A 25,516-nucleotide genomic window follows, 5' to 3' on the forward strand; every position below is an offset into this window, starting at 1 on the left:
TTATAATGTTTTTAAGTCTGATAATGAAGTCTTTGGAAAAGTTTAGGTTTCGTTCTTTTTTTTGACAAAAACAACTAACTTTGCGCCTCCAAAAAAATGAAAACGTGGACGAGTTCCACAAAAGCTATTAACTAATATAAAATGTCAGTTAAAATCAGATTAGCCCGAAGAGGTAGAAAAAGAAGAGCAATTTACGACGTGGTCGTAGCAGATGCTCGTGCGCCACGAGATGGCCGGTTTATTGAAAAAATTGGTAAGTATAATCCCAATACAGATCCAGCTACTATTGAGTTGGATGACACCAAAGCATTTGACTGGATAATGAAAGGCGCTCAGCCTACAGATACGGTTAGGGCGATGTTGTCTTACAGGGGTATCATGCTCAAAAAACACTTACAAATAGGTGTGAATAAAGGAGCTATTACACAGGAGGATGCCGACAAGAAATTTGAAGCATGGCTTGCTGATAAAGAAACCAAGATCCAGGCTAAGAGAGAGCAGATAGCCAGTAAGGTAGCTACCAGTGCAAAAGCCAGAAAAGAGGCAGAGGCTAAAGTGAAAGAAGCAAGAGCGGAAAGCCTGAGAAAAAAAGCAGAAGTAGATGCTCCCCAGCAAGAAGTAACTGAAACAGCAGAAGCTCCTGCTGAAGAGGTAAAAACAGAAGAAGCATCAGCTCCGGTTGAAGAAACAAAGGCTACTGAGGAAGTTGTGGCGGAAGCACCTGCTGAGGAAAAAGCAGCTAAAGCAGAAGAGAAAGCTCCTGAAGCTAAAGCTCCTGCGGAAGCGCCGGCACCTGTTGAAGAAGCGCCGGCTACTGAGGAAGTTGCAAAAGAAGCACCTACAGAGGAAAAAGCTCCTGAGGCGGAGGTAAAAGAAGAAAAACCTGCGGCTGTAGAAGAGCCTGAAGCGGAAGCTCCGGTAGCAGAAGCTCCTGCTGAAGAGGAAAAGGATAAAAAAGCAGAATAGTCGATGAAAATTGATGAGTGTTACCAGCTAGGTTACGTCATCAAAAAGCATGGACTGAAAGGAGAAGTCAATGTTCTTTTAGACGTTGATCACCCTTTGGAATATTCAAATTTGGAATCAGTTTTTGTAGAGATCAATCAAAAACTGGTTCCTTTTTTTGTGGAATACATCCAGATCAAGCAGAACAAGGCACTGATCAAATTTGAGGATATTAATTCTATAGAGCAGGCGGAAGACTTGCGTTCATGCGCTTTGTATCTGCCGTTAACCTTCCTGCCCGAACTCGACAGCAATCAGTTTTATTACCATGAGATCATTGGCTATGCGATAAATGATGATCAACATGGTTCTATTGGCAGGATAAAAGATGTTTACACTTCCGGAAAGCAAGATTTATTAGCGATCGAGTTTAAGGCTAAAGAGATACTTGTTCCTATAACGGATGAGGTGATCAGGAAAGTGGATCACGAGCGGAATGTACTGGAAGTAGCATTACCTGACGGCTTATTGGAAATTTACCTGGATTGATACTATGCGTATTGATATTATCACTTGCCTACCGCGTCTCATAGAATCTCCTTTTTCAGATTCTATACTCAAGCGTGCACAACAAAAAGGATTGGTAGAGGTGCATCTTAATGATTTGAGAAAGTACGCCATAGACAAACACCAGCGTGTAGACGACTACGCCTATGGCGGCGGCGCGGGTATGGTGATGATGATAGAGCCCATTGTCAGATGTATCAGGGCTTTGCAAAAGGAAAGGCCCTATGATGATATCATTTACACCAGTCCGGATGGCGTGACCTTTGATCAGTCTACGGCCAACGAATTGTCGCTAAAACAAAATATAATCATTCTTTGTGGGCACTATAAAGGTATTGATGAAAGGGTCAGACAACATTTTATCACACGTGAAATAAGCATTGGTGATTTTGTGCTTTCCGGTGGTGAGTTAGCTGCTGCTGTTATCTCCGATGCGGTGATCAGATTAATACCGGGTGTTCTTTCCGATGAGACATCGGCATTAACAGACTCTTTTCAGGATGGATTGGTGGCACCACCGGTCTACACCCGCCCTTCCGATTTTGAAGGGCTTAAGGTGCCGGAAATCCTGACTTCAGGTCATGAAAAGAATATTGAGAAGTGGAGGTTTGAACAATCTGTTGAACGAACCAGGAAGAGAAGGCCAGGATTGTTGGACCAATGATGTAATCGGGGGTGTGAGGGTGCTTGGCTCAGCTTTATTGATAATTACAACGCATTAGAGGATGGACCGTGGAAGTTGCTAAAATCCATTTAGACAATCAATAACTTAATTCTCAAAGGTACTTCGACTATTAGGAAAATATTTTTATATTTGCAGTCCGTTTTTTAGAAAGCGATTTATATCTATAGAATCATGAATGAGATCATAAAAGAGTTAGAGGCCGAAAATAATGAGCGGAGAGCATCTTTCCCTGCCTTCAAAGCCGGAGATACTGTTAACGTACATGTTAAGATCAAAGAAGGTAATAAAGAAAGGATTCAGCAATATCAGGGTACGGTGATACAACGCAAGAACCCGGGTACTAATGGTGAAACGTTTACTGTAAGAAAAGTAACCAATGGGATTGGAGTAGAAAGAATTTTCCCGCTTCTGTCACCTAATATTGAAAAAATAGAACTTATTAGAAGAGGAAAGGTAAGAAGAGCGCGGTTGTACTATCTACGTGGTAGACAAGGTAAAGCTGCAAGGATCAAAGAAAAACTCTGATCTCTTTCACCTGGAGAGTTATTACTAAGGGCGGTTATTCAACGGCCCTTTTTTAATGCGCAATATCCAATAAAAAAAGCCCTGGTCATGCCAGGGCCCTTTTATAGTAGAATACAGGCGTATGATTTACGCCATATTAAGCCAGTGTACCTATGTTGTTAAGATCTTCACAAGCTTTTATCAAACGGACTTTGAAAGACTCCTCTGCTTTACGAAGCCAGGTACGAGGATCGTAATACTTTTTGTTTGGAGAGTCATCTCCTTCAGGATTGCCTATCTGACCTTGCAGATACCCCTCTTTACTTTTGTAATAATCCAAAATGCCATCCCAGAACGCCCATTGCAGGTCCGTATCTATATTCATTTTTATTACCCCGTATGAGATAGCTTCGCGTATTTCCTCCACGGTGGAGCCTGAACCTCCGTGAAATACAAAATCAACAGGTTGTGCACCCGTATTATAATTCTCTATGATATAATCCTGACTGTTTTTGAGGATTTTTGGTGTCAGCTTTACATTACCTGGTTTATAAACACCATGTACGTTACCAAATGCAGCTGCAATAGTGAATCTGTCACTTACTTTTTTTAGTTCTTCATAAGCATAAGCTACTTCTTCCGGCTGGGTGTAAAGCTTTGAACTGTCAATGTCGGTATTATCCACCCCGTCTTCTTCTCCACCTGTGACGCCCAGCTCTATTTCCAGCGTCATGTCCATTTTACTCATGCGTTCCAGATACCTCTTGCATGTTTCTATGTTTTCTTCCAGCGGCTCCTCTGACAGGTCGATCATATGAGAGCTGAAAAGTGACTTGCCGTGCACTTTGTAAAAGTCTTCACCGGCTGTAAGCATACCATCTATCCATGGCAGTAGCTTTTTTGCAGCGTGATCTGTATGTAATACTACGGTAGCTCCATATTTTTCAGCAAGACTGTGGACGTGATGCGCACCGGACACAGCTCCTGCTGTAGCTCCGGCCTGCCCTTCATTGGAAAGACTCTTGCCTGCAAAGAAAACCGCGCCACCATTAGAAAACTGTATCATGATGGGTGATTTGATCTCCGCAGCGGTCTCCAATACGGCATTTACACTGTTAGTACCAATTGTGTTGACGGCGGGCATAGCAAAACCTTTTTCTTTTGCATATGCGAAAAGTTTTTGTACTTCTGAACCGGTGACAACTCCCGGTTTAAACTCTGAACCTGACATATTTATGGCGTTATTGATATAATAATAAAAAGAACTCTGTTACATTGTAGGGATGCAAAGAAAGCAAATTTTCCACCCCTTCACATTCTTTTTTTTGAAAGATGAATGATACTATAGATATTTGTAGCCCTCATTAACAAACTTATTCTTTATGAGCTGGTTCCACCGCAAGGACAAAGGCATACAAACCCCTACTGAAGCAAAAAAGGAAGCCCCTGACGGACTTTGGTTTAAGACACCTTCGGGTAAAATTATCCACACCCGAGAGCTAAAATCCAATAGTTATGTGAGCCCTGAAGATGGGTATCATGTTCGTATAGGCTCGCAGGAATATTTCGAGATCTTATTTGATGACAATGAGTTCACAGAGCTGGATGCTCAAATGCAATCGGCTGACCCGTTGCAATTCAACGATTCTAAACCATATCCTTCGCGTATTGCTGCTTCTCAAAAGAAATCTGGTTTGAAGGATGCTGTGAGAACCGGCTACGGTAAAATAAATGGTATCAATATTACCATAGCCTGCATGGACTTTAGCTTTATTGGTGGGTCTATGGGTTCCGTCGTGGGAGAGAAGATTGCACGCGCTATAGATCACAGCATCAAAAAGAAATGCCCTTTTCTGATGATATCAAAGTCGGGAGGAGCACGTATGATGGAAGCAGGACTTTCACTTATGCAAATGGCTAAGACCTCGGCAAAGCTGGCGCTTCTTAGCGAGGCAAAACTTCCATATATCAGTCTTTTAACAGACCCAACTACAGGTGGAGTTACTGCTTCCTATGCTATGCTCGGTGATTTTAACATTGCAGAGCCGGGCGCGTTGATCGGTTTCGCAGGGCCACGTGTTATTCGTGAGACAATTGGAAAAGACCTTCCTAAAGGGTTTCAAAGTGCGGAGTTTGTCTTAGATCACGGTTTTCTGGATTTTATAGTAGATAGGCGTAACCTGAAAGCTAAGCTTACCACGCTGCTTAAAATGTTGAAGTAGTAAGTCATACGCAACCGGTTGTTTGTCCTGCTGTAAGTAACCTTATTAGGTGAGTTTAGGTATAACTTTAGATAATCCTAAATGTTGAACCTATGTTACACAACTACCTGCGAATTGGTTTCAGAAGCCTTTTAAAGAATAAAGTTTATACCCTGATCAACATCATTGGGCTGGCTACAGGCATTGCCAGTTGTTTACTTATCCTCATTTATGTGGAAAATGAGCTGTCATATGACAAGTTTCACACTAAATCGTCGGACCTGTACAAAATGGTGCTGGAGCGTATTTACCCGGACCATGTCACTAATTATGCATTTGTTCCACACTCTTTTTCAAGCATCATGGTCCAGGATTTTCCAGAGGTCAAAAATGCTACACGCGTGTTTGGCACAGGTAATAATCCGGTCATAGCACGTTACGTAGATGAAAGGGAAGAAGAAAAAGTATTTGAAGAAACACGGTTTTTTGCAGCTGATTCCAATTTCTTTGACCTATTCAGTTTTGAGATCATTAAAGGTGATAAGACCAGTCCGCTATCAGGGATACAGGACGTAGTGATCACAGAAGCTACTGCCAGCAAATATTTTGGAGATGATGATCCTATAAATAAGACCATTAAGACAGATTTTGGAGATTTTACCGTAAAAGCGGTATGCCGAAATGTACCTGAAAACTCACATTTTCAGTTTGATTTTATGGCGTCAATCCGGAGCATCCCGTTTATTCAACAGGAAAATTTTATAGCTTTTTCTGTTCATATATATATCGAAAAAGATCCGGAGGCTTCTTTAGAATCATTAAAGGCCAAATTTCCTGAAATGGTAGATACTTATGCCGCTCCTCAGATAGAACAGACACTTAATATCTCTTACACAGATTATACCGCATCAGGAAACGGTTATAACTATACATTTATACCTCTTGAAGATCTTTATTTATATCCCACGAAATACCAGGGTAGTTTCAAAGCAGGGGGTGATATAAATGACATTTATATTTTCATTTCCATAGCATTTCTCATCGTTATCATTGCTTGCATTAATTTTATGAACCTGGCCACGGCAAGGTCTACCGAGCGGGCAAGAGAGGTTGGAGTGCGTAAAACCTTAGGTTCTCCCAAAAAGCAACTGATAGGCCAATTTTTAACCGAATCGGTTATTTTAAGCTGTGTTGCTACGGTAGTAGCAGTGGCAATGGTCTATTTGGCTTTACCATACTTTAACTCACTTACCGATAAAAACCTGACCTTTGGTGCGCCTGGGTCTATGGCCGTACCTATGACAATAGCACTCGCACTTTTAGTAGGTCTTTTGGCAGGTATTTATCCGGCGTTTTTTCTTTCCGCTTTTAGCCCCGTAAGTGTACTTAAAGGAAACATGCAAACGAAGAAAAGCAGCCAACTTTTAAGAAATGGTTTGGTCATTTGTCAATTTGCAATTTCTATTATCCTTATAGCTAGTACCTTAACCGTAAGAGATCAGATATCTTATATCCAAAATAAGGGTATGGGATATGAGAAAAATAAAATGCTGGTGATTGAGCGTGCGGATGTGCTTAATGATCAACGGGAAAGTTTTATGAAAGAGCTTCGCAAAATGCCGCAAATGGCAGGAGTGGGTGGCTCAGGAAGCATTCCGGTGAGCCAATACTTTGGCAGGCAATTCATGCCACCTGGCAGTAGCGAAGTATTGACGGTAAATGCTATGACTATGGATGATCATTATATGGAGGCGATGAATTTTGAACTACTGGAGGGCCGCACTTTTTCAGAAGACTTTAATGACTCACTTGCCATCATCATAAATCAAAAAACGGCCGAACTTCTGGATACGGATAATCCTATTGGATTGAAACTGTCACACACCGACCAGGCAGACCCTGGTTTGACACGTGAATTCGAAATTATAGGTATCGTCAAAGATTTCCATTACATGTCACTTCGGGAAGAAATAAGTCCTTTTGTTTTAATGAGTACAGAAGGGCCTATGCCTAATACACCATTTATTACAGCCAGGATCAGTGGTGATATTGCTACTACCATTGCGCAGGTCGAAGACCTATGGCAAACGCTCGCTCCTCAGGAACCTTTCAAATATAAATTTCTGGATGAAGAGCTTCAGGAGCAATACAACGCTGAACAAAACTCTGGAGGTATATTTACCTTATTTGCCTTTCTGGCCATTATCATTGCCTGTGTTGGCCTTTTCGGTCTGGCAGCCTACATGGCTGGCTTACGTACCAAGGAGATAGGAGTAAGGAAAGTAATGGGTGCTTCAGTGGTGAGTGTCGTGCTGTTATTGTCTTATGATTTTACAAAACTCATATTTATAGCATTAGTATTGGCCGTTCCTGTTTCCTGGTATTTTATGGATCAATGGTTGAACAGTTTCGCTTATAAAACGAATATTTCGGCTTCTACTTTCATCGTGTCAGGTGCCATAGCACTAGGTATTGCTATACTTACGGTAAGCTATCAATCCGTAAAAGCAGCTGTAGTGAACCCTGTAAAATCGTTAAAAGATCAATAGTTAGGGCAATTGGCTCATGTCCATGGCTTTCAAGATATCAAGAACCGCTTGTTTGTTGCTGACACCTGTGAGATCAATCTCTATCAGGTAACGGCTTTTATATCCACCTACCAACCTGGTTTGCGATTTTTTTTATGTATTTCTATGATACCACTGAAGTCACCCTCGCTGAAGCCTTCTACTTTTGAGTCATCATCTTCAAACTGCATGTTCATACTCCAGGCCATGGCAGCTGAATTGTATAGTGTAGCAGCACCGTGGTAATCAACCATGGTAATATTGAGTTTGTGACTGCCTTTTTTATAAGTACGTTCGGCAGTGGAAAAGGACATGCCATTCATAGACATGGTCTTGCCATCCGGCGCGCCATCCCCTGTGAACCCTGCAAGATTGGCAGGGATAACTTTTTGCAATTCTTTGTAATGTATTACCTCTGCATCTTGTGCGGATACATGCAATAACAAGAAAAATGTCAATAACGTCAGTAAGAATTCTTTCATTGTAAAGTGTTTACAATCAGAAATATACTGAAATATTTATCTTATTTCCAAGCTGTATTCTTTTACTACGTTAACAAAATGCTTTACTTTTTCCGGTGATATATCAGGGTAAACACCGTGTCCCAGGTTGGCAATGTGATGGCGTGTACCAAAAGCTTTGAGCATTTGCTGTGTTCGTCGCGTTATCTGCTTATTTTCTGAATATAAAATACATGGATCCAGGTTTCCCTGAAGCACTTTTCCTTCCATTAAACTACGTGATTCGCTAATGTCCATGCACCAGTCCAATCCTACCGTTTGACAGTCTACTTTATTCATCCACTGCCGTGCAAAATAGGCATCTTTTGCAAATACGGTTTTTGGCACTTCCTGGATAGCATCGCATATCTGAGAGATATAAGGCAGGCTAAATTCTTCATATTGAAAAGGAGGTAAAATACCTGCCCATGAATCGAATACCTGTACAAGGTCTGCCCCGGCTTCTATTTGACCTTTTAGGTAGTTAATGGTACTCTCTGTTATCATCTGAAGCAGTTCATGGGCCAATGCAGGTTGTGTGTAAAGGAGTCCTCTGGCCCTGGAAAAAGTTTTACTTCCACCCCCCTCTACCATATAAGCTAAAATGGTCCATGGGGCACCGGCAAAACCGATCAATGGTACCCTGTCGTTCAATTCTTTTTTTGTGATCTTAATGGCATCAATAGTATATTGGACCTCTTCTGCCTGTGCTACGTGAAGATTGGCCAGGTCAGACGCTTGACGGATGGTTTCAGGGAAAAAGGGGCCTTTTTTTTCTACCATTTCATACTTCAGGCCCATAGCTTCCGGGATCACCAATATATCAGAGAAAATAATAGCGGCATCTACCTCCAGAATATCTACCGGCTGGATCGTTACCTCGGCAGCTAACTCCGGTGTTTCTACCAATTCTTTAAAACCACTTACGGAACTTCTTACTTTTCTATACTCAGGCAGTATTCGACCAGCCTGACGCATTAGCCATACAGGTGTTCTCTCGGTTTTCTCTTTGCGGATAGTCCGCAGGATCAGATCATTTTTCAAAGGCATGCGCAAAGATAATAGGCAAATGCAAATTATGACTGTGTCTTCTAAAGGTTTTGTCCGGTACCTGCTTTATGGGGTTATTATGTTTGAGTTGATAAAGCTAACTTAGACTTATGAAATTCATACCACTTATATTTCTGTTACTGATGCTCACCAACCTGACACATATTAAATGTACGGGAGTGTCTGTAACAGAGATAGATAGTGCACTTATGGACTATGACCATGTTCAAGTGCCTCATCGGTTTTATGACCCTTTAACCGTACATAAGCTTCATTATGATCTGGAAGAAATATCAGGACTCACTTATTTTAAAGATGACCTATTAGGAGCTGTTCAGGATGAAAGTGGATGGCTTTTTCTATTGGATACCAAATCAGGCGCTATCACCAGGAAAATAAAATTTGCGAAATCCGGAGATTACGAATGTATTGAAAGCCTGGGGGATAAGGTATACATTATGCAAAGTGACGGAGACCTTTATTCCTTTACTGTACCGGAACCTGAAACTGATAGGGTGGAAGCAAAAAAGACATCGACCAACTTCACGATTAAAAATGACGTTGAAGGGATGACCATGTATGATGGGCAACTTTTGATCATGACAAAATCATCGGGCGACGTCAAAGAAAATAAGCTTAAAGGTAAAGGAGCGTACCTCTATGATCTGGTCAAGGATGAACTGGCTAAGAAGGAGCTGATACAGTTAAAAAAAGGAGATATTCAGGATTTCCTTACTGGTAAAAGGCATTTTTCAAAACTCAAAGATTTTGACCCTTCAGGGCTGGCAGTACATCCTGTATTGAATGATATCTATATTATTTCCGCGGACAGGGCAATTGTAATTCTCAATAGGGAATTTGAGATAAAAGAGATAGTCAAGTTGGACCCAGGGATATATATTCAGCCCGAAGGAATATGTTTTTCACCGGACGGTACCTTGTACATAGCCAGTGAAGGTGCTGGTGGCAGGGGTAGACTGATTGAATTACCCCATCAAATACATTGATTTTATTTAACTTGTATTATGATTTTGAATAAGACATTCTATATACTAACACTGGTTTTTGTCTTTTTTTTCCTCTCCCCATTATTCCTGACAGCTCAGAATGGCCCTACTTATACACTCTACCTTATCGGGGATGCCGGTGCACGGACAGAGGGTCAGACAGCTACTTTTCAAGTGGCAAGGCGGCAGATGGAAAGTACCGCCGGGGACATGGGACTCATATTCCTTGGAGATAACATTTACCAGAAGGGCATGCCACTTCGAGGACATTTGGAACGGGAGGAGTCTGAAAAGGTCATTGAAGAGCACATAAAAGTTGCGGCGGGATTAAAAGGTGATTTTTACTTTATCCCGGGGAATCACGATTGGGCACAAGGCAGGACCTATGGATGGGAACAGGTGAAACGGCAAGAAGCTTTTGTTGAAAATTACTTTGATTCAACAGATGTTTTTCTGCCAAGCGCCGGCTGCCCGGGTCCGGTTGAAGTTTCACTTAATGAAGAGATTACCCTGATCATTTTGGATACCCAGTGGTTCTTACATGGGTGGGACAAACCAAATAAAGAGCAAGGGAGCTGTGATCCAGCTCATCCTTTGGAAGTGCTTCAGGCATTGGATAATATAATGTCTCGTAATGCCCATAAAAAAATGGTGGTAGCCACCCATCATCCTATGTATACTTATGGCAGCCATGGGGGAAGGACAAAGGCTTCCATACATGTATCACCCCCTGTACTGGGTACTGTCTATGCCCTATACCGTAAAGCCATAGGTAGTGTTCAGGACACTTCTCACCCAAAGTATAAAGCCATGCGCAATGCGCTGGTCAGCATATTCGAAAAATATGATAACGTAATTCATGTGGCAGGTCACGAGCATTCTCTTCAATATTCTTTTAAAGAAGATACACATTACATTGTGAGTGGGTCCGGTGCAAAAAAAACATTTGTTAAGAAAAAGGGATTTGCGGAATATGCAGAATCCACCAACGGGCTAGCCAAAATTCTTTTTTATGCGGATGGAAAGGTAGATGTGGAATTCTGGAAGTCAGATGGTACCCGGTCTTTTCATAAAGAACTGATGCATAAGCCTTATGATCCTCCTTTGAGTAAAAAGGAATTCGTAAAAGAGGTGGACCTGTCTGATAGTATGGTTGTTGCTTCTGCCAGTGCTCAATATAAGGCAGGAAAACTAAAGAAAAAACTTCTGGGGACTAACTATCGTGACGTTTGGTTGCAAGAGAACAAAGTACCTGTCTTTGATATAGGCAATGAGCACGGTGGTCTTGAGATTGTGCAGCGCGGTGGAGGTATGCAGACCAAATCGTTACGACTGGAGGCAGAAAATGGAAAGCAATATGTATTGCGATCCATAGAAAAGTATGCGGCAGGTGCTGTACCGGCCATGTTTCAGAACACATTTGCCGTAGACCTGGTCCAGGACCAGATATCAGCCTCACACCCATATGGAGCGTTTGTGGTGCCTTATCTGGCAAAAGAGGCAGGCATATACCATACCAACCCCAAGTTGGTATTTATTCCTGATGATCCCCGGTTTGGAGAACATCAGAAAGATTTTGCGAATACATTGGCCTTATATGAAGAACGCCCGGCGAAAGATTGGTCTGATGCAGACCACTTTGGCAATTCGGAAAAGATCGTGAATACAGCAAAGGTCCTTGAAAAACTGGCAGATGATAATGACAACTTTGTGGATCAGGAATGGGTGGTAAAGTCCCGGTTGTTTGACCTGGTGATCGGCGACTGGGACCGCCATGATGATCAATGGCGTTGGGCTTCTTTTAAAGAGAGTAAAAAGAAAATTTATCGTCCTATACCGAGGGACCGCGATCAGGCTTTTTTCGTAAATACAGGTCTTTTTCCGGCCATATGGAGTCGGAAGTGGGGGTTGCCTAAATTTGAAGGCTTTGATCACGAGGTGCGTTGGCCCAGTGGGCTCATGTTTAATGCGCGCTATTTCGATCGGTCGTTCCTCACCGGCCTGTCCAGGGAAGATTGGATAAAGGCCGTAGAAGATTTGCAGACCCGTTTAACCGATGACGTCATTGAAGCAGCAATAAAAAAGTGGCCTGAGGCTATTTATAAATTACATGGCGATGAAATCACAAAAAAAATCAAATCCCGTAGAGATGGCCTGAAGCAGTATGCTCTGGAACATTACGAATTTTTAGCCAAAGAAGTAGATGTGATCGGGAGTAATAAACATGAGCATTTTAAAGCCACTCGTTTGCCGGGGGGAGATGTGCACGTAGTGGTGAAAAAGGTGGCAAAGGACGGCGATAAGAAAGGGGTTATTTACGACCGGCTATTTAAGCATGGAGAAACCAAAGAAATACGACTTTATGGATTGGACGGGAAGGATGAGTTCGAAATAGAAGGTGAATCTAATAAAAGTATACGTATCAGGGTGATCGGAGGAGATGATGAGGATGAACTCGATGACGACTCAAGGGTAGCGGGCTTAGGTAAGAAAACGATTTTTTATGATACAAAGGAAGGCAACAAGTTAAAACTGAATAAAGAAAGCAGAAACAGACTCTCGACAGCTCCAACAGTCAATGCGTATGATCGAAAGGCTTTTAAATACAATATATTGATGCCCTTAGTTACAGCAGCGTTCAATCCTGACGATGGTATATTTATTGGGGGTGGGTTTCAATATACACATCATGGTTTTAGGAAAAAGCCCTTTCAGTCGCAACATAAATTAATGGCCAGTTATGCCGCTAATACATCATCCTATAACTTCGAATACCAGGGTGCATTTACCGATGTTTTAGGTCCCTGGGACCTTGAAACTTTCACCGATGTACGCTTTCCTGATTTTACTAATTTCTTCTTTGGGTTGGGGAATGAATCCGAATTCAATCAGAATATTGATCAGATCAGGAATGTCGATAAGGCCATCCGGTTTTATAGGTTACGCTTTGAGCAACTGTCTTATGAATTAGGGTTATTCAGGCCGCTTGGTGCATTTGCGAAGGTTGGGATCACCCATGACTTTTTTCAATGGGAACTGGAAAGCTTTTCTGATGGTGATCGTTTCGTGCAGGAGTTTGTTGCACAAAACAACCTGGACATTGAAGAAAAGTCTTTTACCTATCTAGGGGGCGGCATACACCTGGATGTAGATACACGTAAGAATAAGGCCATGCCAACAAATGGTATCCTATGGGAAAATAAGATCAGCACTTTATGGGGAATAAATAACGATTCGGATGATTTTCATCAATTGAACACCAGTTTCTCTTTTTATCATAGTTTTCGTCTTCCCGCACGCCTTACTTTCGCATCAAGAATAGGGTATGGTAAGAATTTTGGAACGGTAGGAGAGGATTATCCTTTCTTCCTTTCGCAAACGCTAGGCGGACGCGCCAATCTTCGGGGGTATCGGATCACCCGTTTTTATGGGGAACAAGCGTTTTACAACAATTTTGAACTGCGCCTTAAGCTGTTTACATTCAGAACCTACCTTTTACCTGCGGCGTTTGGTATTATGGCATTTCATGATACAGGCAGGGTATGGTTGGACGGAGAAGATTCGGATAAATGGCATCGGGGAGTAGGTGGAGGGCTTTGGTTTGCTCCTTTTAACGCCGCTGTGATCTCAACAGAAATCGGTGCTTCAGAAGAAGATACTTTGTTTTATTTCCGATTTGGTTTTTTGTTCTAGTCTACTCTACTCATTCGGTTTCTCTATCTACGATGAAAATGTATGCTGTTGGTAATTGGCTCCTTCATATCCCAGGTTCCTCACAAATTTTACTACTAACAATAACAATGAAAGAGCCAATGTTTCTACAAAAACATCCCACCGGAAGCCTCTATTCGTTGGGCATTGATCCAGCGAGCGTGCTCCGTACATAAGAAGGCTACAATGCCACCCACATCATCCGGCATCCCTACTCTACCTAAGGCAGTCTGTGCGGCCAATGTATCTTTTAGCTGTGGATTGGCATGGAAGGCGGGTGCATTAAAATCGGTTTCTATAGCCCCTGGTGCTATTACATTTGCCGTGATACTTCGATGGCCTAATTCCTTTGCGAGGTAACGTGTAAAAACTTCAATAGCACCTTTCATAGCCGCGTATGCACTGTAACCAGGTATCGTAAATCGTGCTAACCCAGTGCTGGTATTAATGATACGTCCACCGTCATTCATAAAAGCAAGTGCCTTCTGAGTGAAAAAAAAGGTTCCTTTTAAATGAACATTATATAAGTCATCAAAAGCTTTTTCTGTAAACTGGCTGAATAGAGAAGAGTTGTCAATCCCGGCATTATTTACCAGGAAGTCAAATTTATCTTTACCCCATTTTTCTTTTAGTTGGGTGATAAGATCCTCAAAAAAATGGTCGAAACTATCCGTTTGTGAAACATCAAGCTGTAATGCCAGCGCTTTTCTTCCTTGTGATTCGATTTCATTTACTACTTGTTGGGCTTCCTCCTTTTGACTTCTGAAGGTGATGATAACGTCACTTCCAAGTTCCGCTAGCTTCAGGGCTTCATTTTTACCCAGACCCCGGCTGCCACCTGTTACTAACGCTATTTTGTTGCTTAATAGATCTTTCATTTTTGTAATGTTTAAAATGCTTATGTTTTATTTACATTACAAAGTAAGAGGAGTACGAAGGGTGAATAACGACGTATTTCTAAGGGGAAATGACAAATTCCTAAGATACGACTACAAAAGTCTTTTTCGATAAGCGTTAGGCGTCGCGTCAGTATGTTTTTTAAAGTAACTGCTGAAGTGTGTAGGTTCGGAAAAGCCAAGAATGTAACTTATTTCTTTAACCGTTTTGTTTGTGTTTTTAAGCAGTGATTGTGCTTCGCCAATGGTCTTTTCGGTAACCCAGGTAGTGACAGATTTGCCTGTTTTACTCTTAATAACGTTGCTGAGGTAATTAGGATGTAGATGTTGAAGGTGTGCGTAATCCTGTACCTGGTATAAGGCTTTTTCTTTCCCTGCAGCAAGCTCGCGGTAATGTCTCTCAAGTGCCTGCTTGAAAGATTTGACAATTTGAGAGCTTCTGTCTCCTTCCTGCAATGGATTATAGGTTTTCCAAAAAGTGGCTTTGATTTTTAAAAGTAAGACCACAAACAAGTTTCCGATGATCTTGTATTTATAGGGGCCTGTCTTTTGGTATTCGTCGTACAGCTGCAGGTACAATTTCTCAAAGGGTTCAAAATCTTCCGGAGCTAAAGTACTTGGAGGCACGGTTTCAGCCAATAGAAATGGGAACTCTTCAAAAATATTCCGGTGAACCTGCTCTTTTAAAAATGATTCTGTTAGTGTGATGATGTACGCATCCCTTAGCACGTCCAGTTTAAAAGCTTTAACATGCCCGGGGTTTGTAAAATAAATGGTGTAGGGCTTGGTTTCAAATACCTGTTCGTCTGTAGTGTAGGTGCCAAAACCATCTTTAACAAAAACAAAAGAATAATAATTGGCCCTGAAAGTAGGTGAGGTGAAGGGAACCTTAGGATGAATATCCGGCAAAAAATGAATGGTAAAATCCATCTCTTGTTCCATTGGAAGGTTCAGTGAGGTGTACAGGTCAGAAATACTATGGTGAATAACAAGTTCTTTCATCCCAACAAAAATACTTTTTTGAAATCAAAGTATTCAGCCACGTATGCTCACAAAAGTATTCAACGAATATCTTTGCCTATCTTTATGAGGTCGTAATCGTTAAACAGATTTAATGCAGCAACCATCATTGATATTTGAACACTCTCCGCTTTTCTTGCTACTCGCCATTCTTGCCGGTTTAGGGTATGCCTTATTGCTCTATAAAAAAACAGGCCCCTGGGGAGTTAGCTGGAACAAAGTGCTTTTTGCATTGCGATGGCTGACAGTATCATGTATAGCAATTCTCCTAATATCTCCAATTTTGAAACAGATACAAAACGAGATTGAACCGGCTACTTTCATTATCGCAGTGGACAATTCCAGTTCTATGACAGAGGCCATGGATAGCGCCAAATGGGAGCAGCTATCGGATGAGTTGAGGGCCCGGGCTGACCAATTGCGTGAGCGTGATTTTGCTGTAGAATATCGTTCTATTTCCAATAAAAGGATACCAGACCCGGCTGAGATAACTTTTCAAGAGCAGAGTACGGATCTGAACCAGCTAATGAGAGGGATCCAGATGGATTATGAAGGTCGTAATCTTGGGGGTGTTTTGCTACTTTCTGATGGAATACATAACAATGGCCGATTGCCTACCTACGCTGATTTTGGTCAAAAGATCTACTCTCTTGGCATCGGAGATACCGTGCCCAAGTCGGACATCATTTTAAAATCACTGAAATACAATAAAATATCTTATCAGGGTAATAAGTTCCCATTGGTAGTTCAAGTTCTCCAAAAAGGTTTCACGGGTCAGCAAGTAACAGTATCAGTTCAAAAAGGAGCTAAGGTAATGGCATCTAAATCCGTCAAGCTTACCGGCGAGGATCAACTGAATGAAATCAGCTTTTATGTAGAAGCAGCACAAAAGGGTTATCAATCATTTACAGTTGTGGTGAGTTCTAAATCTAATGAGTTCAACTTTGAGAACAATGAGAAAAAAGCTTACGTCGAGGTGATTGAAGGCAGAGAAAAGATAGCTCTGGTAGCCGCAGCACCGCACCCGGATGTGAAAGCGATCCGCTCCGCTATTGAGAGCAATGAAAACTACTCTTTTGAGCAATATATCCTTTCCATACCCGGTGATGTAGAGAAGTTGTCTGCTAATAAGGCCAGGTTTGATCTGGTTATTTTACATCAGATCCCTGGAAGGAACAGGAGAGCATCGGCATTTGTACAGCGGTTTAAAGAGACCAAAACGCCGTTGCTGTGGACCTATGGTGGTTTGACCGATATGAGTCAGTTCAACAGGTCCAATGGCCTGCTTAATATTAAGGTGATCCCCAGTGAGTACGATGAAGTCACTGCTGCATTCAACCCTGCGTTTGGAAGCTTTTCACTGACTCAGGATCTACAGGAAGCTTTTGATGACTTCCCTCCGCTTGTCGTACCCTTTGGCAGGATATCTTTGGATCAGGAAGTTAATGTTATGCTTTACCAACGGGTAGGTACTTTAACCACAAACAAACCTCTCGTGGCCATATCGGACCGTAATGGTGAGCGGTCCGGTGTAGTGCTGGGTAGTGGGCTCTGGCGGTGGAAGCTTACAGACTATGCTCGACAAGGGAATAATAAATATTTTAATGAGTTGATAAGCAAGTTGGTTCAGTTCTTGTCTTCCAAAGAGGATAAGCGCAAATTCAAGGCTTACCCTGTGAAAAATGAGTTTCGTACCAGTGAACCGGTCATTTTTGAATCCGAAACCTACAACGATCTTTACGAACGGATATATGGAAACAGGATTGACCTTATTTTGACGGATGAGCAGGGCAAGTCAACTAATTACACCTACGTACCTGCGGAAGGCAACACACAATATGCTATAAACGGACTTGGTGAAGGCGTTTATAGTTATTCAGCTACTACTTCCAGCAATGGTGAGAAAACCACGGTAAAGGGGGAGTTTCTTGTGGAAGAAGTACAGTTAGAGGACCTTAATCTCACGGCAGATTATAATTTACTAAGAAAGCTGTCAAAAAAGTCAGGAGGTGATTTTTTTAGCGTAGATGAAATGGACCGGTTAACCGTCCGTATGGCCGAAGAAAAAGGCCAGGGAGTGATTCATAGCGATGAAAAATACCTTCCTTTTATCAACCTTAAATGGATATTTTTCCTTTTGCTGGCATTGATCTCTTCAGAATGGTTCATCCGAAAATATAATGGTTCATATTAATTAAACGGTAATTGCTGTCCTATCCAAATAACTGGGAACCTTTTGGGTGAGCAATCGTTATAACTAATTTTATAGTTATGATGGATCGCCTATTAATCTTAACATTTTTTCTATTGATGTTTTGTTCTTGCTCCACCCACTTAGGGCAAGGGGAGACCTATTTTGAAGAAGGTGATTATGAAAAGGCAGAATACCATTTTACAGAGGCGCTAAAAATGGACGCCAATAACTGGAAGATCATTTATAATCTGGCGAGGTGTAAGGAAGAGTTAGGAAAATACGAAGAGGCTGTTGCCTTATATACCCGTAGTATGGATTGGAAAGTAACGGTAGCTTCACATATAGGGCGGGCCAGGTGCTTTGAGAAACAAGATTATACGGAGGGCGCCATTATGGATTATAACAGCGCATTAAAGATCAACCGGACAGATAACTTCGAGGCCTATTATGGAAGAGGGAGGTGTTATATTAAAGAGTTTAAATACCACAAAGCTTACATTGACATGGATCGGGCCATAAAAATAAGACCTGATTATGTTAATGCCTACTATCACCGCTCCATAGCAAGGTCTCAACTAAGAAATAACTATGGTGCGTTAAAGGATATGGATTATGTATTGAAACATAAAAAAGACTTTGGCCAGGCATATTTTAACCGTGGTATTATCCTTCAGCGTATGGGTAAATACCAAAAAGCTAAAGCTGATTTCAATAAAGCAATTGATCTGAAACTCAGGTCGAGCGATGTTTTTATAAGAAGGGGACTCTGTTATTATGAACTGGGAGACCGGGTTAAAGCCTGTAAAGATTTTTCTTATGCCACCAGGTATAATGAAGATCATGCCAAGAGAGTGATCCGTAAATACTGCGATTAGTACCTGCTAACCGGCCATAAAAAAAGCGGCCCATGGGCCGCTTTCTCCTTTATATTGCTATTTCATTTCAGGGGTTATTCTCCTCTCTCTTTACTTTCCTTTTTTGTTTGTTTCCCCTGGGCTTTGGTCTTAATCTTAAGGTGCTCACTCTTACCATCATAATCAGCCAGAATGGTAGTCCCTTCTGCCATTTCACCCTTGAGGATCTCTTCCGCTACAGGATCTTCCAGGTATTTCTGGATAGCTCTGTTCAGCGGCCTCGCTCCGTATTGTGGATCATAGCCCTTTTCTGATAAGAAGTCTTTGGCCTTTTCTGTAAGTTCTACATTAAAGCCTAAGGCATTAATTCTTTCAAACAGTTTGCCAAGGGTAATATCAATGATCTTATGTATGTCTTCTCTTTGTAGCGAATTAAAGACAATAACATCATCCAGTCTGTTTAGGAATTCAGGGCTGAAAGCTTTTTTCAAAGCGCTCTGAATGGTAGACTTCATTATTTCGTCCTCATTATTTTGCTTGGATTGTGTGGAGAACCCTATACCTGCTCCAAAGTCTTTCAGATCCCTGACCCCGATGTTAGAAGTCATAATAATGATTGTATTCCTGAAATCTACTCTTCTTCCCAGACCATCAGTAAGAATACCATCGTCGAGAACCTGGAGTAATAGATTAAATACATCCGGATGTGCTTTTTCTATTTCGTCCAATAGCACGACGCTGTAAGGCTTACGCCTGACTTTTTCTGTTAGCTGGCCACCTTCTTCATATCCCACATAGCCCGGAGGCGCTCCCACCAAACGTGATACGGAGAATTTCTCCATGTATTCACTCATGTCAATCCTGACAAGCGAATCTTCCTTATCAAAAAGGTAAGCAGAAAGCATTTTAGCCATCTCTGTTTTACCCACACCCGTAGGTCCAAGGAAGATGAATGAACCAATCGGCTTTTTAGGGTCTTTAAGCCCAACTCTTGTTCGCTGGATTGCCTTTGTCAATTTTACAATAGCTTCATCCTGCCCTATAACCTTGGTGCTCAGCTCTTCTTTCATACCGAGCAATTTATTACTTTCTTTTTGTGCTATACGCTTGGTAGGTATGCCAGTCATCATAGCGATAACATCTGCTACGTTGTCTTCTTCTACCGCATATCGCTTACTTTTTGTTTCTTCTTCCCAGTTTACTTTGGCTGCTTCAAGTTGTTCAAGTAGCTTCTTTTCCTTGTCTCTTAACTGGGCAGCTTCTTCGTATTTCTGACTTTTTACTACCAGATTTTTTTCTTCCTTAATATCTTCAATAGCAGCCTCTAGCTTCACAATCTCATCCGGGACATGGATATTATTAATATGTACCCGAGCCCCAGCCTCATCCAGTACGTCTATGGCCTTATCTGGTAAGAATCGATCGCTGATATACCTGTCGGAAAGCTTTACACAAGCTTCAATGGCTTCTTTCGTATAATTTACATGGTGATGCTCCTCGTATTTCTCTTTGATGTTATCGAGTATCTGTATGGTTTCTTCAGGTGTGGTAGCATCTACCATTACCATTTGGAACCTTCTGGCGAGTGCTCCGTCCTTTTCGATGTATTGACGGTATTCATCTAAGGTAGTAGCACCGATGCATTGTATTTCACCTCGCGCTAAGGCGGGTTTGAACATATTCGAAGCATCAAGAGAACCTGATGCCCCTCCTGCGCCTACTATAGTATGTAATTCGTCGATAAACAGAATCACTTCCGGTGATTTTTCAAGCTCATTCATGACCGCTTTCATGCGCTCTTCAAACTGGCCGCGGTATTTGGTACCAGCTACAAGAGAAGCCAGATCCAACGTTACTACTCGCTTACCAAAAAGTACACGCGACACTTTTTTCTGAACGATCCGAAGTGCGAGACCTTCAGCTATGGCCGTTTTACCTACACCGGGTTCTCCTATCAAAATAGGATTATTCTTCTTTCTTCTACTCAATATTTGAGCTACGCGCTCTATTTCTTTTTCTCTTCCAACAATAGGGTCAAGACGATTGTCTTCTGCCATTTTAGTCAGATCTCTTCCAAAATTGTCCAGAACAGGCGTCCTTGACTTTTCAGATCCCTTCTTTTCCTTTCCACCTCCGGAGCCTGAACCACCACTACCAAAGATCTTGGAGGAATCTTCATCCGGGTCATCCGTATCTGATGATGACATTGGATGCTCTGTTTGATATTCCAACAATTCCTTTACCACATCATAATTAACGTCAAATTTTTCCAATATCTGAGTGGCTATATTGTCTTCATCTCTCAGTATGGAAAGTAGCAGATGTTCGGTACCTATTAGTTGGCTTTTGAATATTTTGGCTTCTAAGTAAGTTATTTTCAGCACTTTCTCTGATTGCCGGGTGAGTGGTATATTCGCCAGGTTTTTCACATCATGAGAGGCTGTTCCTTTCGAAACTTTCTCTACAGCGCCTCTGAGCTCTTCCAGGGCAATGCCCAGTTTTTTTAATAAACTCACGGCTACTCCTTCCCCCTCTCTGATCATACCGAGTAACAGATGTTCTGTACCTATATAATCATGCCCCAATCTTAGCGCTTCTTCTCTACTCAGGGAAATTACTTCTTTTACTCTATTTGAAAATTTTGCTTCCATATTTAAGCAATTGTACGTGACTATTGTAAATCTAATGATTTCTTAAAAAGAATTACCATGATTGATGACGGTAATTGCCATTCTTTACAAAACGAAAAAACCTCTTCAAATGTTCATAATGCCAACGTCGAATTGCTGACAATAGTGTTAGAATTAGGTCCTTCACACAGTAATAAATCCAAGATGCTTAAAGCCGGTACAAAGTCTTTGCCAAAAAGTTGTGGGTAGGGTGAAGGTTGATAAAAAGTCCTGTTGGCAAAAGCTGTTTTTGGATGGATTAAAGATCGAAAGTCACTCCAGGAGCTGTCTGGGCACTTTTCATATTTTTCTGTGAACACTACTTTTTTTTTCAGACCAAGGAGATCAAGACATAATGTCAGTAGCTTGAAATTAAGATCTACCAGGTACTTTTCTCTTGTATGAAAAGCTTTTTCGAAATAATCTATATAAAATTCATAAAAAGGGGCTTTCCCATAAGCGGATTGAATGGCACGCCAGTGGTTGTTTAACCATTTTTGATCATGATCTATCTGTAAGTCCTTCATAATCACCTTGCGGCGTCCTCCCAGTACAGGTACGTACAGTGGTAAAATACCGTTTGCTCCAAGTATGTAACAACGGTTGCGGAAAGTTTGCTTGACGAAGTACTCATTCACTTCCAGGATGATGCAGTCAAACTGACGTATATTTACGATGTATTCGATTCCTGGCAGATAATGCAGGTCGATCAGAAGCGTATCCGATTCAGATGACTTCATGAATATTGCCGAGTCCTTCCCTGATTAGGTTAAATTCTGTGTCAGTATATTCTACCACCGTGGAAGGTATGTTGCCACCATAACCACCATCTATTACCGCATCCACCAGGTTTTTATATTCATCGTAAATAACTTCAGGATCGGTGGTATATTCAAGTATTTCATCTTCTGCCTTGATGGAAGTGGTCACAATGGGGTGGCCCAGCACTTCCACGATCATTTTTGGAATGTTATTGTCCGGTATCCTGACCCCAACGGTTTTTTTATTGGTATCCAACAATTTTGATACTTTGCTGCTGGACTCGAGAATAAAAGTGAATGGTCCGGGAAATGCTTTTTTCATTACTCTGAAGGTGGCGTTGTCAATACGTCTGACGTATTCGGCTATTTGGCTGATGTCTTCACAGAGAAAGGATAAATTGAAATTCTTGGGTTTGATCCCTTTGATCCTGCATACTTTGTCTATTGCTTTTTTATTAAAAAGATCGCAACCTAAGCCATAGATCGTATCCGTCGGGTAGATGATCACTCCACCGCGGCTTAATAACTGAACAATATGCTCGATTTTGATTTTTTGTGGGTTTTCTTCGTAAAGCTTGATGAATTCTGCAGGCATTGCTGCAAAGCTATTTAAAAAAGCCATTGCCTTAGCCTATTCAGCTTTAATTATGTTATGGACTAAGTCAGATACCCGCTTTTATTGGTTAATGTTTAACTTTGCTATTTATATTGAATGAAGGGATGAGAAATCGAAAACTGCTGATTATTTTTTTGCTGGTTTCTACCATGCTAATGTCTTCTTTTGCTTTCTATGGCTATCAAATGTTGTATTCTCCTAATTTACAGGTGGAAAAAGAAGATCGACTATTGAAAATCGATAAAAATGAAACTTTTAAATCACTCCAGGATAAGCTCTATGACGGATATTACGTCCAGGATTTAGTGGCTTTTAGCTTTCTGGCCAGGTTGATGGAGTATGACAAAGCCGTTAAACCTGGCAAATACGTGATCAAAAAAGACATGACTAATCTGGAAGCGATACGTCTGCTTAGATTAGGACAGCAACGCACTGTCAATGTCACATTTACACATGTCAGGCTAAAACAAGACCTGGCGGAGAAGGTGACGGCTAACCTCGATATGACCAAAGCTGAATTTGACAGTGCCTTAGTAGAATTCATTGTTAACAATGACTATGGATTTAATGATTACAATATCATCAGCATGTTCATACCTAATACCTATGAGGTTTATGCAGATATATCCGCTCCGGGGTTACTTGACAGATTATATTCAGAGTATAAGAAGTTTTGGAATGATGACCGCCAAGCCAAAGCAGAGAGCATCGGACTTTCTCTGTTAGAGGTTTCCGTTTTGGCCTCCATTGTCCAGGCAGAGAGTGTCAAAGCAGATGAGAGTAAACGTATAGCCGGGTTGTATATGAACCGTTTGAAGAAAGGTATCGCACTACAGGCTGATCCTACGTTAGTATTTGCCTCCGGGGATTTCGCTTTGAAACGTGTGTTGAATAAACATAAAGAGATCAGGTCACCTTATAACACTTATATGAACAGAGGGCTGCCTCCCGGGCCAATTAATATGCCTGCCATTCGATCTATTGATGCCGTTTTGAACTACGAGGACCATAAGTATTTATACATGTGTGCAAAAGAAGATTTTTCCGGCTACCATAACTTCGCTGAAAATCTCAGGGACCATACCAATAATGCCAGACGATATCAACGGCAACTGTCCATTGAACAACGAAAGGCAAGAGCGAATAGCAAATAATGTATCAGCACGAAGTTAAAATACGAGTAAGGTATGCCGATACAGACCAGATGGGATATGTCTATTATGGGAATTATGCTACCTACTATGAGGTGGCCCGTGTGGAGAGCCTGAGGTCCTTAGGACTTACTTATAAGCAACTGGAAGAAGGTGGGGTGATGATGCCCGTATTGGAGAATACATCCAAATTCATAGCCCCGGGGCGATATGATGAACTGTTAACTGTCAGGGTCACTATCAAAGAAATGCCAGGAGTCCGTATTACTTTTCACTATGAAATATATGATGAATCCGATAAGCTGATACACGAAGGGCATACGTTATTGGTGTTTGTAAAAATGGATACCGGACGCCCCTGCAGAATGCCGGAAAAGATGACCCAGCTTTTAGAACCCTTTTTTGAGAAATGAAGAAGCGGATACAGAACTATATTCTCAAAACAGAGGTGTACAAGAGCCTTGTGGTAGTGTTGAAAAGCATAAAGTTTACCAGGTACGAAGGACTGAGCCTTTATGAGATCATAGGTGTATTTATAGAGAAGATCACCCGTGACTCCATTATTGAAAGAGCGGAGGCAGTAGCCTACAATTTCACCCTGGCTATATTCCCGGCTATTATTTTCCTTTTTACCCTTACGCCGTACATCCATGAATTTATTCCCGATGTAAGCCGAACCACCATCCTGGAATTTATAGGAGAGTTTATGCCGGAAAACATGTACGAGGTAACGAGTACTACTATTGAAGATATTGTAGGTAATCAACGCGGAGGACTCCTGACATTTGGCGCTGTTTTTTCCCTTTTTTTAGCCACTAACGGCATGCTCTCACTTATGAAAGCTTTCAATGCCTGTTACAAGACCATGGACAAACGGGGCTTTATAAAAACCAGGCTGGTGGCCACGGGGCTGACTTTTATGTTAGCGCTGGTCTTGATCCTGGCTATTATCCTGCTGGTGATCGGTAACTTTCTTATCGACTTCATTAACCAGATCGAATGGTTGGATATAGAGGATTTTCTTATTTACCTTTTTTTGGTACTACGTTTTCTGGTCATTTTTATCGTTTTCTTTCTGGCCATATCCTTTATCTATTATTTCGGTCCGGCGGTACATTATAACTGGCGCTTTTTCTCCATAGGTTCGTTGATCTCTACGATCCTATGCCTGGCGGTTTCCTATGGTTTTTCTTACTATGTGGCCAATTTTGCCACCTACAATAAGCTTTATGGATCTATCGGGGTATTGATCGCACTCATGATCTGGCAATTCATCCTTACCATTGTACTTTTGGTAGGCTATGAAATTAATGCCAGTATTCACCAGGCCTACCGTATCAAAGCCTGAGATGACAGCAAAAAAATCAACATTGCACTTGCTGAAATTAAATTATACTTTAGATTTGCAGACCAATTAGTGATCTGACCCAGAGGAGTGGCAGAGTGGTCGAATGCACTGGTCTTGAAAACCAGCGTACCGCGAGGTACCGGGGGTTCGAATCCCTCCTCCTCTGCTTGATTAAATTAAAGAGCCTGTAAACAATGATTTGCAGGCTTTTTTTACTTTTGGGAGTTTCCAAAGTGGCACACATTCAAAGAATATAGGGAATCCGATCAA

General features: G+C 41.5%; 21 protein-coding genes and 1 tRNA gene. 14 read left to right on the forward strand and 8 right to left on the reverse strand.

The features are described from left to right. Window positions 1-141: 141 nt before the first annotated feature. The 4 genes from FNH22_RS21205 (at window position 142) to rplS (ending at window position 2,722) form a co-directional block, all read left to right on the forward strand. The gene (locus FNH22_RS21205) at window positions 142-966 is read left to right on the forward strand and encodes a 30S ribosomal protein S16 (RefSeq protein ID WP_143400452.1); all 825 of its coding nucleotides are present in this window, start codon (window positions 142-144) and stop codon (window positions 964-966) included. A gap of 3 nt (window positions 967-969) precedes the next feature. After that, a complete protein-coding gene (gene rimM / locus FNH22_RS21210) occupies window positions 970-1,494 on the forward strand; it encodes a ribosome maturation factor RimM (protein WP_143400453.1) in 525 nt (174 codons plus the stop codon). Between the two features lie 4 nt (window positions 1,495-1,498). Next, window positions 1,499-2,176: a tRNA (guanosine(37)-N1)-methyltransferase TrmD gene (gene trmD, locus FNH22_RS21215; RefSeq protein ID WP_143400454.1), complete on the forward strand. Its 678-nt coding sequence runs from the start codon at window positions 1,499-1,501 to the stop codon at window positions 2,174-2,176. Between the two features lie 192 nt (window positions 2,177-2,368). Beyond that, complete coding sequence (rplS, locus tag FNH22_RS21220) at window positions 2,369-2,722, forward strand: 50S ribosomal protein L19 (RefSeq protein ID WP_143400455.1); 354 nt, start codon at window positions 2,369-2,371, stop codon at window positions 2,720-2,722. A 136-nt stretch (window positions 2,723-2,858) separates the two neighbouring features. On the opposite strand, the gene fbaA is transcribed toward rplS, so the two are convergent. Beyond that, window positions 2,859-3,932 carry a class II fructose-bisphosphate aldolase gene (gene fbaA / locus FNH22_RS21225; protein ID WP_143400456.1) on the reverse strand — a complete coding sequence of 358 codons (1,074 nt, stop codon included), beginning with the start codon at window positions 3,930-3,932 and terminating at the stop codon, window positions 2,859-2,861. 151 nt (window positions 3,933-4,083) lie between these two features. On the opposite strand from fbaA, the gene accD reads away from it, so the two are divergent. Next, window positions 4,084-4,923, forward strand: coding sequence for an acetyl-CoA carboxylase, carboxyltransferase subunit beta (accD, locus tag FNH22_RS21230; protein ID WP_143400457.1), 840 nt, complete (start codon window positions 4,084-4,086; stop codon window positions 4,921-4,923). Between the two features lie 92 nt (window positions 4,924-5,015). Then, entirely contained in the window at window positions 5,016-7,451 is a 2,436-nt protein-coding gene (locus tag FNH22_RS21235) for an ABC transporter permease (protein WP_143400458.1), read from the forward strand. Between the two features lie 107 nt (window positions 7,452-7,558). Here FNH22_RS21235 and FNH22_RS21240 read toward each other — a convergent pair whose 3' ends face one another. Both FNH22_RS21240 and hemE read right to left on the reverse strand, forming a co-directional pair. Next, a complete protein-coding gene (locus tag FNH22_RS21240; protein WP_143400459.1) occupies window positions 7,559-7,951 on the reverse strand; it encodes a hypothetical protein in 393 nt (130 codons plus the stop codon). A 36-nt stretch (window positions 7,952-7,987) separates the two neighbouring features. Further along, window positions 7,988-9,019 (reverse strand): uroporphyrinogen decarboxylase, encoded by a 1,032-nt coding sequence (hemE, locus tag FNH22_RS21245; protein WP_143400460.1) that lies wholly within the window; start codon window positions 9,017-9,019, stop codon window positions 7,988-7,990. Window positions 9,020-9,129: 110 nt separating this feature from the next. On the opposite strand from hemE, the gene FNH22_RS21250 reads away from it, so the two are divergent. Beyond that, window positions 9,130-10,026, forward strand: a complete 897-nt coding sequence (locus FNH22_RS21250) for an SdiA-regulated domain-containing protein (RefSeq protein ID WP_143400461.1) — start codon at window positions 9,130-9,132, stop codon at window positions 10,024-10,026. Window positions 10,027-10,050: 24 nt separating this feature from the next. Next, a complete protein-coding gene (locus FNH22_RS21255) occupies window positions 10,051-13,719 on the forward strand; it encodes a BamA/TamA family outer membrane protein (RefSeq protein WP_185154336.1) in 3,669 nt (1,222 codons plus the stop codon). 125 nt (window positions 13,720-13,844) lie between these two features. Here the strand turns inward: FNH22_RS21255 and FNH22_RS21260 are convergent, their stop codons facing one another. Beyond that, complete coding sequence (locus FNH22_RS21260; protein WP_143400463.1) at window positions 13,845-14,615, reverse strand: SDR family NAD(P)-dependent oxidoreductase; 771 nt, start codon at window positions 14,613-14,615, stop codon at window positions 13,845-13,847. Between the two features lie 111 nt (window positions 14,616-14,726). Further along, window positions 14,727-15,635 carry an AraC family transcriptional regulator gene (locus FNH22_RS21265; protein ID WP_143400464.1) on the reverse strand — a complete coding sequence of 303 codons (909 nt, stop codon included), beginning with the start codon at window positions 15,633-15,635 and terminating at the stop codon, window positions 14,727-14,729. Window positions 15,636-15,747: 112 nt separating this feature from the next. Here FNH22_RS21265 and FNH22_RS21270 point away from each other — a divergent pair, with 112 nt between their 5' ends. Together FNH22_RS21270 and FNH22_RS21275 are read left to right on the forward strand one after the other, a co-directional pair. Further along, window positions 15,748-17,847 (forward strand): hypothetical protein, encoded by a 2,100-nt coding sequence (locus FNH22_RS21270; protein ID WP_143400465.1) that lies wholly within the window; start codon window positions 15,748-15,750, stop codon window positions 17,845-17,847. 116 nt (window positions 17,848-17,963) lie between these two features. Further along, window positions 17,964-18,722 (forward strand): tetratricopeptide repeat protein, encoded by a 759-nt coding sequence (locus FNH22_RS21275; protein ID WP_185154337.1) that lies wholly within the window; start codon window positions 17,964-17,966, stop codon window positions 18,720-18,722. Window positions 18,723-18,796: 74 nt separating this feature from the next. Here the strand turns inward: FNH22_RS21275 and FNH22_RS21280 are convergent, their stop codons facing one another. The 3 genes from FNH22_RS21280 to FNH22_RS21290 all read right to left on the reverse strand — a co-directional run bounded on the left by FNH22_RS21280 (window position 18,797) and on the right by FNH22_RS21290 (window position 22,726). Beyond that, window positions 18,797-21,352 (reverse strand): ATP-dependent Clp protease ATP-binding subunit, encoded by a 2,556-nt coding sequence (locus FNH22_RS21280; protein ID WP_143400467.1) that lies wholly within the window; start codon window positions 21,350-21,352, stop codon window positions 18,797-18,799. Window positions 21,353-21,465: 113 nt separating this feature from the next. Beyond that, window positions 21,466-22,110 (reverse strand): WbqC family protein, encoded by a 645-nt coding sequence (locus FNH22_RS21285; RefSeq protein ID WP_143400468.1) that lies wholly within the window; start codon window positions 22,108-22,110, stop codon window positions 21,466-21,468. Further along, complete coding sequence (locus tag FNH22_RS21290; RefSeq protein WP_143400505.1) at window positions 22,097-22,726, reverse strand: L-threonylcarbamoyladenylate synthase; 630 nt, start codon at window positions 22,724-22,726, stop codon at window positions 22,097-22,099. The genes FNH22_RS21285 and FNH22_RS21290 overlap by 14 nt, the downstream gene beginning before the upstream one ends. 125 nt (window positions 22,727-22,851) lie before the next feature. Here FNH22_RS21290 and mltG point away from each other — a divergent pair, with 125 nt between their 5' ends. The 4 genes from mltG to FNH22_RS21310 all read left to right on the forward strand — a co-directional run bounded on the left by mltG (window position 22,852) and on the right by FNH22_RS21310 (window position 25,412). Continuing rightward, window positions 22,852-23,901 carry an endolytic transglycosylase MltG gene (gene mltG, locus FNH22_RS21295; RefSeq protein ID WP_143400469.1) on the forward strand — a complete coding sequence of 350 codons (1,050 nt, stop codon included), beginning with the start codon at window positions 22,852-22,854 and terminating at the stop codon, window positions 23,899-23,901. After that, on the forward strand, window positions 23,901-24,311 hold the full coding sequence (locus FNH22_RS21300) for a thioesterase family protein (protein WP_143400470.1): 411 nt from the start codon (window positions 23,901-23,903) through the stop codon (window positions 24,309-24,311). Before mltG ends, FNH22_RS21300 begins: the two co-directional genes overlap by 1 nt. Then, window positions 24,308-25,246 carry a YihY/virulence factor BrkB family protein gene (locus tag FNH22_RS21305; protein WP_143400471.1) on the forward strand — a complete coding sequence of 313 codons (939 nt, stop codon included), beginning with the start codon at window positions 24,308-24,310 and terminating at the stop codon, window positions 25,244-25,246. The genes FNH22_RS21300 and FNH22_RS21305 overlap by 4 nt, the downstream gene beginning before the upstream one ends. An 81-nt stretch (window positions 25,247-25,327) precedes the next feature. Then, window positions 25,328-25,412 (forward strand) — tRNA-Ser (locus tag FNH22_RS21310). Window positions 25,413-25,516 lie beyond the last annotated feature (104 nt).

Origin of the sequence: Fulvivirga sp. M361, from assembly GCF_007097395.1 — a bacterium.
Taxonomy (GTDB): domain Bacteria; phylum Bacteroidota; class Bacteroidia; order Cytophagales; family Cyclobacteriaceae; genus Fulvivirga.